Raw genomic sequence first — 13720 nt, 5'->3', positions numbered from 1 at the left:
AAGCATGGAAGACTTGTTGCCGTATTACGAACGCGAGCTGAATTTTCTGCGCAGCTCGTCGCGCGATTTCGCCCAGCGCTATCCGAAGATCGCGTCGCGGCTGGGGCTGTCCGCCGAGAACAGCGAGGACCCGCACGTCGAGCGCATGATCGAGTCCTTCGCCTTGCTGGGCGCGCGCATCAACAAGAAGCTGGACGACGATTACCCCGAATTCACCGAGGCCTTGTTCGAGGTCCTCTATCCCCATTACCTGCGGCCCTTTCCCTCCTGCTCGGTGGCCTATTTCGACGTCGGCCAGGTGGCCGCGCAGCTCAGCGCGCCGGCGCGCATCGCGCGCGGCACCGAATTGAAGTCGCATCCGGTGCGCGGCGTGGCCTGCCGCTTCCGCACGGTCTACGACGTGACCCTGCTGCCCCTGGCCATCGGCGAGGTCAGCTACGTCAGCAGCGCCAACGCGCCGGTGAGCAACCTGCCGGCCGGCATGACGGGGCGCCTGTCGATACGCCTGGAGTGCCTGGGCGAGAGCATGAACTTCGCGACCTTGCCGGCGGGCAAGCTGCGCGTCTACCTGCACGGCGAGCCGTCTTTCGTCGCCGCCTTGCGCGACTGCCTGTTCCTGCGCACGGCCGCCGCCTACGTGGAATCGCGTCCGGGCCGCTGGGAGCCGGTGTCCGGCATCCCGATCGGCGAGGTCGGCCTGGCCGACGACGAAGCGCTCATCGACTACCCGGCCCGTTCGCATCCCGCCTACCGGCTGCTGGCGGAGCACTTCGTCTTCGCGGAGAAATTCAACTTCTTCGATATCGACCTGGCGGCCTTGCGCGCCGCCGTGGGGACGGCGCGGGCGTTTACGCTGCACCTGGCGGTGCGCGGGGTGCGCGCCGATTCCAACACCGCGCGGCTGCTGGAAAGCGTGGGCACGGACAACCTGCGGCTGGGCTGCACGCCGGTGGTCAACCTGTTCAAGCAGCGCGCCGATCCCATCCGCGTCACGCATCAGTCGGCTTCCTATCCGGTGGTGGCCGACGCGCGGCGCGCCTACGGCTACGACATCTACGCCATCGAGCGCGTGCGCCAGGTGCGCCAGAGCGCGCAGGGCGAATCGGTGGTGGAGTTCCGCCCCTTCTATTCCCTGCAGCACGGCGACACGCCGGACGGCGCCGGCCATTACTGGACGGCGCGCCGCGACGAGCTGGTGGCGCAGCGCAGCCCGGGGTACGAGACCGAGATCTCGCTGGTCGACATCGACTTCGATCCCTCCGTGCCGCAGGTCGAGACGCTGAGCATAGACCTGACCTGCACCAACCGCGACCTGCCGGCGCAACTGGCGGCGGGCCAGCCGGGCGGCGACCTGTTCCTGGAGGGCGGCACGGTGGCGCGCGCCATCCGCCTGCTGCGCCGCCCGACCCACACCCACCGCTTTCCGCAGGGCCACGCGGCCCATTGGCGGCTGATCTCGCACCTGGCGCTGAACCATCTGTCGCTGGTGCAAAGCGGGCTGCCGGCGTTGAAGGAAACGCTGCGCCTGTACGATCTTTCGCATTCCGCGGTGGCGGCGCGCCAGATCGAGGGCCTGGTCGGCCTGGACTACCGTCCCGCCACCCACTGGATGGCGGGCGAGCCCTTCGCCACCTTCGTGCGCGGCATCGAGATCCGTCTGACGCTGAACGAGGACAACTTCGTCGGCACCAGCCTGCACGCCTTCGTGGCGGTGATGAACCGCTTTTTCGGCCTGTACGTGCACGCCAACAGCTTCGTGCAATTGGTGGTGCTGTCGCGCCGGAACTCCGATGAACTTCTACGGTGCCCCCCATGCAACGGCGACGCGATACTGGCGTAATCGAATCGCTGCTGGCCGAGCCCCAGCGCTACAAGTTCTTCCAGGCGGTGCGCCTGCTGGAGCGCTGGTTCGCGCGTCGCCAGGATGGCCGCGTGCGCGACGTGGTGGCGGCGCGCATGCAGTTCCTGAACTCCCCCTCGCTGGGCTTTCCGGCCAGCGAGATCGCCGACGCCCAGGCCTATGACCGCGAGGGCAATCCGCTGGCGGACGCGCAGGCGATCAAGACCGCGGTGGCCAACGGCGACGTGGCGCGCGTGGCGCTGACGCCGGCCTTCTTCGGCCTGCTCGGCGGGCAGGGCGCCTTGCCGCTGCACTACTCGGAGACCCTGGCGCTGCGCGAAAGCCTCAGCCGCGACCGCGGCGCGCGCGCCTTCTTCGACATCTTCGCCAATCGCGCCGCGGCGCTGTTCTACGGCGCGTGGAAGAAATACCGCCTGCCGCTGCGTCACGAGTCCGACCGCGACCATCACTACCTGCCCTTGCTGCTGGCCCTGGGCGGCCTCGGCCATCCGGCCTTGCGCGACCGGCTGCGCGCCGGCGGCGGCGCGGTCTACGACGAGAGCATGGCGCACTATGCCGCGGCGATGCGCCAGCGTCCGGTATCCGGCGCCTATCTGCAGCAGGTGCTTTGCGATTATTTCCGCCAGCCGCTGCGGGTCGAGCAGTTCGTCGGCAAGTGGTACACGGTGCCGCCGGAGCGGCGCACCTCGCTGGGCAGCCCGGGCGCGGTCCTGGGCGTGTCCGCCTTCGCCGGCGACCGCATCTGGCAGCGCGACCTGCGCATGCGCATCTGGATCGGTCCCTTGTCCGGCGAGGTGTTCGCGGATTTCCTGCCGGGCGGCGAGCGGGCCCGCGCGCTGGAAAAGATGCTGACCATGCTGGCCGGCGTCAGCTTCGAATACGAAGTGCGCCTGATCATCGTCAAGGAGGCGGTGAGCGGCAGCGCGCTGGGCGGCGACGAGGCCGGGGGCGGCGGCGCGCGCCTGGGCTGGAACACCTTCCTGTGCAGCGAACCCGCCACCGAGGACCGGGACGACGCCAGTTATGAATTGCACACCATCCACTGAAACGACCTTCCAACTTCCCGGGAAGCGCCGGCACGCCGGCGCCTAGCATATGGCCATACCCCTGAAGACGCTGATCGCGAAACTGAACGACACCTGCCGCCAGGCGGCCGAGCGCGCCGCCAACCTGTGCATGTCGCGCGGCCATTACGAGGTGGACCTGGAGCATCTTTTCCTGGCGCTGCTGGAGCAACCCGCGTGCGACGTCGGGGTGGTCCTGCGCCACAGCGATATCGATCCCCTGGCCGTCGAAGCGGATCTCAACGCGGAGCTGCGCAATTTCAAGGACGGCAACAGCCGGACGCCGGTGTTCTCGCCGCACCTGACCAGCCTGTTCGAGCATGCCTGGCTGATCGCCTCGCTGGACACGCAGACCACGCGCATCCGTTCCGGCCACCTGTTGCTGGCGCTGCTGACCGAGCCGGACCTGGCGCAACTTGCGCGCCGCGGATCCACCCGCTTCGAGCAGGTGCGGCTGGACGCGCTGAAGCACGACTTCGCCGGCATCACCGCCGGCTCCAACGAGGCCGCGCAGTCGGTGGGGTTCGGCGACGGCGCGGCGCCGGCCGCGCAAGGCCAGGGCGCGGCGGCGCTGTCGCCGACGCCGGCGCTGGACCAGTACACCACCAACCTGACCGAACGCGCGCGCGAAGGCCATATCGACCCGGTGATCGGCCGGGACGGCGAAATCCGCCAGATGATAGACATCCTGACGCGGCGCCGGCAGAACAACCCCATCCTCACCGGCGAGGCCGGCGTCGGCAAGACCGCCGTGGTCGAGGGGCTGGCCCTGCGCATCGTCGCGGGCGACGTGCCGCCGTCCCTGGCCAACGTCACCCTGCGGGTGCTGGACATGGGCTTGCTCCAGGCGGGCGCCAGCGTCAAGGGCGAGTTCGAGAACCGGCTCAAGAACGTCATCGACGAGGTCAAGCGCAGCCCCTCGCCCATCATCCTGTTCATCGACGAAGCGCACACGATGATAGGCGCGGGCGGCCAGGCGGGGCAGAACGACGCCGCCAATCTGCTGAAGCCCGCGCTGGCGCGCGGCGAGCTGCGCACCATCGCCGCCACGACCTGGAGCGAATACAAGAAGTACTTCGAGAAGGACGCCGCGCTGGCGCGGCGTTTCCAGGTGGTCAAGGTGGAGGAGCCCGACGAGGCGCTGGCCGCCAGCATGCTGCGCGGCATCGCGGCGCTGATGGAAAAGCATTTTTCCGTGCGCGTGCTGGACGAGGCCATCACCGCCGCGGTGCGGCTGTCGCACCGCTACATCAGCGGCCGCCAGTTGCCGGACAAGGCGGTGAGCGTGCTGGACACCGCCTGCGCCCGCGTGGCGCTGGGCCATAGCACCACGCCGGCGCTGATCGACGATACGCGCCAACGCCTGGTTCGCCTGGAAACCGAGCAGGGCGCGCTCACGCGCGACGCCGCCGCCGTGGACGGCCACGAGGCGCGTCTCGGCGAACTGGAGACGGAGATCGCCGAGGCCCGCGCCGTGCTGGAGCAGGCCGGGCAGCGGCTGGAACAGGAACGCGAGCTGGTGCGCGAGATCCAGTTGCTGCGCCAGGGGCTGGAGCAGGAAAGCATGCGGGCGGGCGGCCAGGAAGGCGGGCCCGATCCCGATGGCTTGAAGGAAGATCCGGCGGGCAGCCTGCCGGGCGCCGTGCCCAGCGCGCGCCGCCAGTCCGGGAAGGCGGAGCCGGACCCGCGCCGGCTGGAGCTGGCCGCCTTGCAGGAAAAGCTGCGCGCCCTGCAAGGCGAATCGCCGCTGGTGCCCGTGTGCGTCGATGCCCAGGTGGTGGCCGAGATCGTCGCCGCCTGGACCGGCATTCCGCTGGGCCGCATGGTCAACGATGAAGTGCGCACCGTGCTGGACCTCCAGGGGCTGCTGGCCGAACGGGTGATCGGCCAGGATCACGCGCTGGAGGCCATCGCCCAGCGCGTGCGCACCTCGCGCGCCGGGCTGGAGGACCCCGACAAGCCCAAGGGGGTGTTTCTCTTCGTCGGCCCGTCCGGCGTGGGCAAGACCGAGACCGCGCTGGCGGTGGCCGACATTCTCTACGGCGGCGAGCGCAAGCTCATCACCATCAACATGAGCGAGTACCAGGAGGCACACAGCGTGTCCGGCCTGAAGGGATCGCCACCGGGCTACGTGGGCTATGGCGAGGGCGGGGTGCTGACCGAGGCGGTGCGGCGGCAGCCGTACAGCGTGGTGCTGCTGGATGAAATCGAGAAAGCCCATCCCGACGTGCTGGAGCTGTTCTTCCAGGTGTTCGACAAGGGTTTCATGGACGATGCCGAGGGGCGCGAGATCGACTTCCGCAATACCCTGATCATCCTGACCTCCAACGTGGGCTCCTCCACCATCATGCAGGCCTGCCTGAACAAGGCAGTGGAGGAACGGCCGGCGCCCGATGCCCTACACGAAGCGCTGCTGCCCCAGTTGTACAAGGCCTTCAAGCCGGCCTTCCTCGGCCGCATGAAGACGGTGGCCTACTACCCGGTGGACGACGACGCGCTGGCGTGCATCATCACGCTCAAGCTGCAACGCATCGCCGCGCGCGTGCTGGCCAACCATCGCGCCGTGTTCGAGTGGGACGACGCCCTGGTGGAGGCCGTGCTGGCGCGCTGCACCGAGGTCGACACCGGCGCGCGCAACGTCGACCACATACTGAACGGCGCCCTGTTGCCGGAAATCGCCGGGCAGGTGCTGTCCCGCATGGCCGAAGGCGCCGCCATCGGCCGCATCCGCGCCAGCGCGGGCGAGGACGGCGAATTCCAGTTTCAGGTGAACTGAGGGACGCGCCAGCATCGCGCCCGGGAGATCGACCATCATGTCCAGCGACACCGCAGACCTCACCCGCTTGTTGACCGCCGCCTTCGAGCAGGGCAACCGCCTGCTCGACCTGTCCACGCCCCTGGGCGCGAACCGCCTGCTGGCCCAGGAAATGCGCGGCAGCGATCGTATCGGCGACGGCGGCTACCGGCTGGAGATCACGGCGCTGTCCGACGACGCGCACATTCCCCTGAAGGATTTGCTGGGCCAGCCGGCGCAGTTGTCCTTGCAGAGCGCGCTGGGACGGGACGCCCCGCGCGTCTGGCATGGCCACGTCACGCAGGCCAGCTTCGACGGCGCCAACGGCGGACTGGCGCGCTACCGCCTGCGCCTGGAGCCCTGGCTGGCCTTCCTGCGCCAGCGCCGCGACAGCTACGTGTTCCAGGACATGGACGTCTGCGACATCGTCGAAAGCATCTTCAACGATTACCGCGACCAGGGCACGCTGGCGCCCGCCTGGCGCTGGGCGCTGAAGGACCGTGCGGTCTACGCCAAGCGCAGCCTGACCATCCAGTACCGCGAATCGGATTTCGATTTCGTCGAGCGCCTGCTGGCCGAGGAGGGCCTGTACTACTGGATCGAGCACCAGGCCGGCGAGGGCGACAACCCGGGCAGCCATACGGTGGTGATCGCCGACGACAACGACGCGTTCAAGGCCGGTCCGCAGGAGCGCGTGCGCTTCCATCGCGCCGACGCGACCGAGACCGAGGACACCATGCAGCGCTGGGGCCGCGCGCGCCGCTGGCTGACCAACGGCGTGCGCCTGGCCAGTTGGGACTACCGCGGCGCCGGCGGCCGCGTGGCGTCGGCGCAGGCGCCCGGCGAGGGCCTGGACAACAAAATGGCGCTGCTGGACGCGGACTACCCGGGGCAGTATGCCTTCGAGGACGACGCCCAGGGCGACCGGCTGGCGCACAACCTGCTGGCCGCGCTGCGCGTGCCGGCCGCCACCTACGAAGGGGCGGGCACGGTGCGCACGCTGGCGGCCGGGCAGCGTTTCACCTTGACGGACCACTTCGCCGGCGGCGACGCGTCCGGCGGCAACGACTTTCTGGTGCTGCGGGTGGACCATGCGGCGCGCAACAACCTGCAGGCCAGCCTCGGCCGGGCGTTCGAGGAGACGGCCGGCAAGCCGGGCGTGGAGAAGGCGGCCGGCGGGGCCGCCGACGCGCAGGCCGATTTCTACCAGAACCGCGTCACCGCGATTCCGGCGACGGTGGAGTACCGCAACGCCACCCTGGACGGCCATGGCCAGCGCATCCATCCGCGCCCGACCATCCTCGGCACGCAGACCGCGTTGGTCGTCGGCGCCGACGATCCCGTCCACACCGACCGCGACCATCGCATCCGCGTCCAGTTCCACTGGCAGCGCGGCAGCACGTCGAGCAGCCGCCTGGCGCATCCGGCCGGCGCCGACAATGCGCCGGCCAGGAGCGATCTGGGCGCCTGGGTGCGCGTGGCCGAGCCGGTGGCCGGCGGCGATTGGGGCGGGCACTTCGTTCCGCGCGTTGGCCAGGAGGTGCTGGTGCAATTCCTGCATGGCGATATCGACCGTCCCGTGGTGGTGGGCGCCGTGTACAACGGCGCCGGCGGCGAGAACGCCGCGTACAACCAGGTGCAGTCCGGCGCCGCGCGCAGCACCGGCAACGCGCCGGCGTGGTTCGCCGGCAGCGATGGCGCGCATGCGCACAACGTGGTGATGTCCGGCTTCAAGTCGCAGGAGATGTCGGCCAGCGCCGGCGGCTCGGGCGGCTACAACCAACTGGTGATGGACGATACGCCGGGCCAGTCGCGCCTGACCGCGTCGACCACGCAGCAGGACAGCCGCCTGAACCTGGGCCGGCTCAAGCAGCAGAACGACAACGAACGCCTGGACGACCTGGGCCATGGCGCCGAGCTGGCGAGCAAGGCCTCGCTGGCGGTGCGCGGCGGCCAGGGCCTGCTGGTCAGCGCCGATGCGCGGCCGAATGCCGGCGGCGCGGCGCTGGACAGCAGCGAAGCGGCCGTCCAGTTGGACCTGGCGTCGGAGCAGGCGCGCAGCCTGGCCAGTTCGGCCGTGGCGCGGCAGGCGAAGCTGGGCGAGGAGGGCGACCCCGCCGACCTGCCGGCGCTGAAAGGCCTGGCGCACGTCGGCGAAGTGCTGCGCCAGACGCAGACCCGGCCCCGCGCGGTCAGCGGTGGCAGCAGTGGCAGTAGTAGCGCGCAGGGAGGCGCGGGTGGCGCTGCATCGGCCAGCGCCAGCGCGGGCAGCGGCGCGACGGGCAGCGGCACCGATGCCGGCGGCGCCGCCAGCGGCGATACCGCCACCGCCTACGGAGAGCCCCACTTCCAATTCAGCGCGCCGGCCGGCATCGGCCAGTACACGCCCGCGAGCGCCTTCCTGGCCGCCGGCGCCACGCTGGTCCACGTCGCGCCCGACGTCAACTGGAGCGCGGTGGGCGACGTGGTCGCCGACGCCGCCGGCGGCGTCCTGCTGTACACCGACGGCAAGGGCGACCAGGCCGGCAGCCGTCCCGCCAGCCAGAAAGGCCTGCTGCTGCACGCGGCGGCCGGCAAGTTCAGCATGCAGGCCCAGCAGGACGGCGCCACGCTCAACGCGCGGGACACGGTCACCATCAGCTCCACCCATGCCACCGTGCAAATCGACGGCAGCACCCGTATCCTGGCGACGGCCGGCGGCGCCTACCTGCGCCTGGAGAACGGCCAGATCCAGTTGCACGCGCCCGGCAAGGTGACTTTCCACGCCGGTTCGCATTCCTGGCAGGGGCCGCAATCGGCCCAGGCCAGCGCCGGCTTCGGCGGCGGCCCCTTGTGCGACGCCCGCGTGCGCGGCGCGGCCCAGCAAGGCGGCGCCGTGGTGCCGATCTAGGCGGGCGCGATGTCGCTCGTCTACGCCGACCTGCGCGACTATGCCTACGCCATCGCCGATGGCGCGCTGGCGCGCGAGGGCCCGCCCCGCATGGCCCGCCAGGCGCTGGTGCCCGCCCAACTGGCGCGCAGCGCCGGCGTGATGCCGCATCTGTACGACATCGCCGCCGCCACCCCGCTGGCGCGCGAAGCCGCGCTGGCCTTGGCGCTCGCGCAGGAGGCCGAGGGCGAGGACCTCTGGCTGTCCCTCCTGCTCGACGTCGACGAAGGGGTGACCCGGGACGCCCTGGCCCAGGCGCTGACGACGCGGCTGGTCCTGCCCCTGCCGGGCGTGGGGCCCTGCTTCTTCCGCTATTTCGATCCGCGGGTGCTGGTCCAGTTGCAGTGGTTGTTCACCCCCGCCCAGATGGCGTGGCTGATGGGGCCCGCGCGCCGCTGGAAGTACGGCCTCGCCGGCGCCTGGGAGGAAACGCGGCGGCCTGAAGCCATCGCCGCCGAGTCGCCCGGCATTACGCAGCGCCAGGCCTTCGTCCTGCAGCGCCTGAACGTGGTCAATACCCTGCTCGAACGCCTGTCGCCGGCCACGCCGGCGGCCTGGCGCGACAAGGGGCAGGAGATCGCGCGGCACCTGGAAAGGGCCCGCGACCATGGCCTGCAACGCCTGCGGGACCAGGAGGAATATGCCTGGCACGGCATGACGGTGCATCCCCGCTTCGACAGCCACCCCCTGTTGCGCGCGCGGCTCGCCGCGCTGCCCCCGGATGCCGACTTTCCCTATCAAGTCGCGACGGCCGACCTGGGGCCCGAAGACTACGACCGAATACGCGACGAACTGAACGATCCCACCCGGACTCTCGTATGAATGCTCCTGCTACCGATGTCACCAAAGACCGTGGGCCGTACGTCAAGTGCGGCGAGGACTGTCCCTACCATCGCGTCGGCCTGCCGATTTTCCCGGTGCGCTACGCGGTGCTGCGCAACAACGCCCATTCGCCGCCGCCGCTCGGCGGCGACCTGGCGCACCCGGCACTCGCCGAAAAGGAAAGGCAACTGGGGTCGGCGGCCCGCTATGGCCTGCGCCTGCTGCGGCCGGGCTATCTCTACGTCTACGACGAGGCGCGCGAGAAGCTGGACGGCTATTTCGTCAACGGCGACAACACGCTGTACCGCTTCAATCCGGACAAGCCGTTGAAGGACGGCGAGAACAATTTCCCCTGCCACTCGATGGAGCACCAGGGCATGGCGTCGATGATCACCATCCCCGACGCCAAAAAAGCCACCAAGGTCTGGCTGACGCTGTCGGACGTGCAGTGGACCAAGGACGTGTGCGACAAGCACCGGGGCGCGGGCGGCGCGGCGGAGCGCCGCAAGCACATGGTCGAGTTCGACGTGCAGGCGTGGCTGGGGGCCAAGAAGCATCCGCAGGCGCATGCCATGACCAACACCAAGGACCTGGTGGCGGAGTATTTCGCGCAGTCGCGCGGCGATCTCGACTTCCCCGGCCTGGAAAGCCAGTTCGACTGGACCACGGTGAACTGGATGAGCCGGCAGTCCTGGATGTACGAGATGGTGGAAAAGGCGTCCAACTGGTTCTCGCCCGGCAAGGGCGTGATGCTGGCGCTGCCCGACCCCACCGGCATCGCGCAGGACATCGCGCGCCTGATGCGGCAGAGCTTCGACGCCTTCACCAACGATCCGGAGGACATCCGCCCGCTGACGGTCTCGAAGTCCATTGAGTCCTTGCGCGAGATCGTCGCCGACAAGGCGGAGACCGACATGCTGAACGAGGCCGATCGCAAGGCCGCCAACATCGCCGCCTATGGCGACGACGCGCCGGTGTTCATGGGACCGGGCGGCATGGGCAACACCTCGTTGGGCTTGATGCTGGCCGACAAGGTCAACCCCGAGATGAAGAAGCAGCGCATGGCGCGCGCCGAGGCGGCGCGCCACCCCAGCGATCAGGCCCGGCAGACGGCGCGCGGCGATAGCTGGAAGAAGTACCTGGACGACTACAACGAGACGGGCCGGCAGAACTGGCAGCAGGCCTTCGACAAGAAGCTGAAGGACTTCGACATCGCCACCATCGTGCCGCTGGCGACCGCGCACGTGGCGTGGATGAAGAGCCCGGAGATGGTCTGCAATTTCCAGTGCAACTACGACACGGCGGACGTGGACAGCGGCGAGGTCTACCTGACCGTCTTCACGCTGTGCATAGACGGCGTGCAGAACAAGAAGATCTGCTTCGAGCTGCTGCTGGACTGGCTGGTCGGCTGGGAAACCGAGACCTCCAACCTGTTGCTGCGCGCCATGTTCCATAACCAGGACCTGATCGCCAAGCAGGTGCAGGACGCCTCGCAGAACACGGTCGACTGGAAGGGCATGCCCTGGGGCAACCTGACCTCCATCTATTCGAACGCGCTCAAGCGGCTCGGCGCGGGCGCCGACGACCGGACCGCGCGCCTGGTGTCCCAGGTGCTGGCGCCGATCTCGCGCATACTCAAGGAAGGCGTCGACAACCCGCTCGCGCGCCGCATGGCGGTGCGCATGGGCGTGATCTCCAAATCGCCGGTGCAGATCGTCGAAGTGGTCGGCAGCAAGAAGAAATTCCGCGCCGCGCTCATCCGCGAAACGCTGCGCCAGCATGGCGGGAAGGTCGACCAGCGCAAGATGGAGCAGGCGGTCGCCGATGAGCTGCGGCGCCTGGAAGTCGCCGGGGAGAACGTGGACGGCAGCGACAAGAAGCGCTGGTTCCGCGTGGTCGACAGCCAGGCCGCGGCCGCGGTGCCCAAGACCGGCAGCGACGTGGACCGCGCCGCCGCGCTGGCCCAGGCCTCCATGAGCATAGAGCAGTATGAGGCGCGCGAATTGTCGCGCTGGCGCACGGTGATCAACACGGACGTGCGCATCGGCACGGTCAGTTGCGTGTTCCAGGGCGTCGCCATGTGGAAGTTGTGGAAGGACATGCAGGCCGGCATGGACCACGAGAAGGGCGACGCCTCGTGGAAATTCGTCGTGGGCATCGCCAGCACCGGCGGCTCCATGGCGGAGGTGCTGGGCAACGCCATGGCGGGCCGGTCCGCCCTGGGCATGCGGCTGGGCTCCGGCCTGGCGGTGGAAACGTCGGGCAAGCTGCTGGCCGAGTTCGGCGGCCGCGTCGGCATCGTTACCGGGCTTATCATGGCTTTCTTCGACTTGAAGAGCGCCAAGGACCAGTTCACGACCGAGCGCAACGGCCTGATGGGGGGCTTGTACGTCGCGTCGGCGGCCTTGAGCATCGCCGTGCTGTGGGCCTTCGCGGCGGCGGCCACCGTCGTGGGCATCGTCTTGACGGTGGCGCTGGTGCTGGTCACGATATTGCTCGCGATCTTCCAGGACAACAAGATCCAGGAATGGCTCAAGCGCTGCTACTGGGGCAAGTTCCAAGGCCGTAGCGGCACGGATTACTACTACACCCTCCAGATGGAGATGGCCAACCTGAACACCGCCCTGGGCAGCAACTGACCGAAGGAGGGTTCGCGGCAATCGATGGACAACACCGGCATCTATCCCAAGTTTCCCAACAATCGTCCGTTGACGCAGTGGGAGCGCGAGAAACAACTGCGGCAGAAGCAGCGGCTGGACGTGGCGCCGAGGTCCGAACTGGCGGTGGTCAAGCTGAATTCGACCTACCTGCAGTCGGTGGATCGCTGGTACGGCACGCGCGGATTCCTGGCCTTGCTGGGCCTGGCGATCGCGGGCATCTGCCTGTATTGGAGCGCCGATTTCCTGTGGATCGTGGCGTCGGGGCAGGTGCCCAACGAGAACGGCTTGTGGCCGGTCATTTTCACGGGCTGCGCGGTGCTGCTGGTGCTCGCCCTGCTCGGATTGTCGATGGCGGGCAAGGAGCTGTTTCGCTGGACCTACTATCCCATCGCGCTGGACAGGAAACGCCGCATGGTGCACGTGTTTCGCCTGGACGGCACCGTGCTCAGCGTGCCATGGGACGAGGTCTTCTTCACGCTGGGGCGCGGCAAGGGCATCTTCGGCGCGCTGAATTGGGACCTGCGGGGCCTGGTGCTGCACGCCGACCGGAAGACGGTGCGCGAGACCTTCGCCTTCAGCATCGTGATCGACCGGGAGGAGGTCGTCCTCGCCCACTGGGAATTCCTGCGCCGGTACATGGAGGAAGGGCCCGCCGCGGTGATCGACGCGGTGAGGTTCTGCATGCCGGTGGACGGACAGCGCGAGCCGGCCGCCGCCGGCCGCGAGCGGATATTCGCCAACCACGTGGCGATGCCGGGCGCCATGTGGCTGGTCATGTGGCCCTTCAACACCTTGCAGTCCTGGGCGCGCATGCTGGTGATGCGCACCAGCCGCATTCCGCAATGGCCGCCGGAAGTGGCGGCCACGCTGACGGTGGCGGACGGCGATCCCTACGTGCGCGACGCCCGCATCAATCCGCCCGATCTGCGGTAGCTTGCGGGCAGCGGCCCTGCGCCGCGGCGTTGGGCGTGCGCGCCGCTTTGCTATGCCGCGCTCAGCCGTTGTTCACCACATAGCGCAGGAAACCGCTGTGGGGCGTGTACTTGTCGTACAGGCCGCGCGCGCGGTAGTTGTTTTCCTTGGTGTTCCAGTAGAGGCGGGACCAGTTTTCCGACTTCATCTTCGCCACCAGCCAGTCGATCAACTGCTGCCCCACGCCCTGCGCGCGTATCTTGGGATCGACGAAGAGGTCCTGCAGGTAGCACACCGGCGTCAGGGTCCAGGTGTTGTCGTGCAGGATGTAGTTGGCGATGCCGATGACGCCGTGCTCGCTGCATTCCGCGACGATGGCATGCACGGGCGAGGCCGGGTCCATGATGCGGGCCCAGGCGTGATTGCTCACCGCCGCGTCGGGTTCGCGCTCGTAGAAGCGCGTATAGGCATCGAACAATTCCTGCCAGCGCGCGCGGTCGGCGGCGGCGATGGGACGGGTGGTGACGGTCATGCTGAACCTCGACTCGATGTCCGGGTGTAAGGGCGAGCGGGCATCTTAACCAATCGCATCCATGGCGGGGAGGCTTGTTGCGGCGCATTCCGCATTGGCTCCAGGGACGCGCGCGAAGTGGCTCCGCGCCGGCCGCCGGCCGCCGG

Annotated in this window: 8 protein-coding genes; 7 read left to right on the top strand and 1 reads right to left on the bottom strand. The window is 69.0% G+C overall.

The window, feature by feature from the left end; genetic code table 11:
- Nucleotides 1-4: 4 nt before the first annotated feature.
- From tssF to CAL29_RS21925, 7 genes are read left to right on the top strand one after another with little or no spacing between them, the layout of a single operon-like run.
- Complete coding sequence (gene tssF, locus CAL29_RS21955) at nucleotides 5-1840, top strand: type VI secretion system baseplate subunit TssF (protein ID WP_094855114.1); 1836 nt, start codon at nucleotides 5-7, stop codon at nucleotides 1838-1840.
- On the top strand, nucleotides 1804-2907 hold the full coding sequence (gene tssG / locus CAL29_RS21950) for a type VI secretion system baseplate subunit TssG (protein WP_179284137.1): 1104 nt from the start codon (nucleotides 1804-1806) through the stop codon (nucleotides 2905-2907). The genes tssF and tssG overlap by 37 nt, the downstream gene beginning before the upstream one ends.
- A gap of 49 nt (nucleotides 2908-2956) precedes the next feature.
- Complete coding sequence (gene tssH / locus CAL29_RS21945; protein WP_094855112.1) at nucleotides 2957-5701, top strand: type VI secretion system ATPase TssH; 2745 nt, start codon at nucleotides 2957-2959, stop codon at nucleotides 5699-5701.
- A gap of 37 nt (nucleotides 5702-5738) precedes the next feature.
- Nucleotides 5739-8609, top strand: coding sequence for a type VI secretion system Vgr family protein (locus tag CAL29_RS21940; RefSeq protein ID WP_094855111.1), 2871 nt, complete (start codon nucleotides 5739-5741; stop codon nucleotides 8607-8609).
- A 9-nt stretch (nucleotides 8610-8618) separates the two neighbouring features.
- The gene (locus CAL29_RS21935) at nucleotides 8619-9470 is read left to right on the top strand and encodes a hypothetical protein (RefSeq protein WP_094855110.1); all 852 of its coding nucleotides are present in this window, start codon (nucleotides 8619-8621) and stop codon (nucleotides 9468-9470) included.
- Nucleotides 9467-12109, top strand: a complete 2643-nt coding sequence (locus CAL29_RS21930) for a T6SS effector BTH_I2691 family protein (protein WP_094855109.1) — start codon at nucleotides 9467-9469, stop codon at nucleotides 12107-12109. The genes CAL29_RS21935 and CAL29_RS21930 overlap by 4 nt, the downstream gene beginning before the upstream one ends.
- Before the next feature lie 24 nt (nucleotides 12110-12133).
- Nucleotides 12134-13063, top strand: a complete 930-nt coding sequence (locus CAL29_RS21925) for a DUF6708 domain-containing protein (protein ID WP_094855108.1) — start codon at nucleotides 12134-12136, stop codon at nucleotides 13061-13063.
- 61 nt (nucleotides 13064-13124) lie between these two features.
- Here the strand turns inward: CAL29_RS21925 and CAL29_RS21920 are convergent, their stop codons facing one another.
- Nucleotides 13125-13574, bottom strand: a complete 450-nt coding sequence (locus tag CAL29_RS21920; RefSeq protein ID WP_094855107.1) for a GNAT family N-acetyltransferase — start codon at nucleotides 13572-13574, stop codon at nucleotides 13125-13127.
- Between the last annotated feature and the right edge of the window lie 146 nt (nucleotides 13575-13720).

The sequence above is a fragment of the Bordetella genomosp. 10 genome (genome assembly GCF_002261225.1).
In the GTDB taxonomy this organism is placed as follows: Bacteria; Pseudomonadota; Gammaproteobacteria; order Burkholderiales; family Burkholderiaceae_B; genus Bordetella_C.
The sequence above is the reverse complement of the archived record's forward strand: the minus strand, read 5'-3'. Positions and strand labels throughout refer to the sequence as shown.

Bases quoted from the DNA above. Each gene is read 5' to 3' on its own strand.
- CAL29_RS21935 (WP_094855110.1), top strand. From the start codon at position 8,619: ATGTCGCTCGTCTACGCCGACCTGCGCGACTATGCCTACGCCATCGCC.
- CAL29_RS21940 (WP_094855111.1), top strand. From the start codon at position 5,739: ATGTCCAGCGACACCGCAGACCTCACCCGCTTGTTGACCGCCGCCTTC.
- tssH (WP_094855112.1), top strand. From the start codon at position 2,957: ATGGCCATACCCCTGAAGACGCTGATCGCGAAACTGAACGACACCTGC.
- CAL29_RS21930 (WP_094855109.1), top strand. From the start codon at position 9,467: ATGAATGCTCCTGCTACCGATGTCACCAAAGACCGTGGGCCGTACGTC.
- tssF (WP_094855114.1), top strand. From the start codon at position 5: ATGGAAGACTTGTTGCCGTATTACGAACGCGAGCTGAATTTTCTGCGC.
- CAL29_RS21920 (WP_094855107.1), bottom strand. From the start codon at position 13,574: ATGACCGTCACCACCCGTCCCATCGCCGCCGCCGACCGCGCGCGCTGG.
- CAL29_RS21925 (WP_094855108.1), top strand. From the start codon at position 12,134: ATGGACAACACCGGCATCTATCCCAAGTTTCCCAACAATCGTCCGTTG.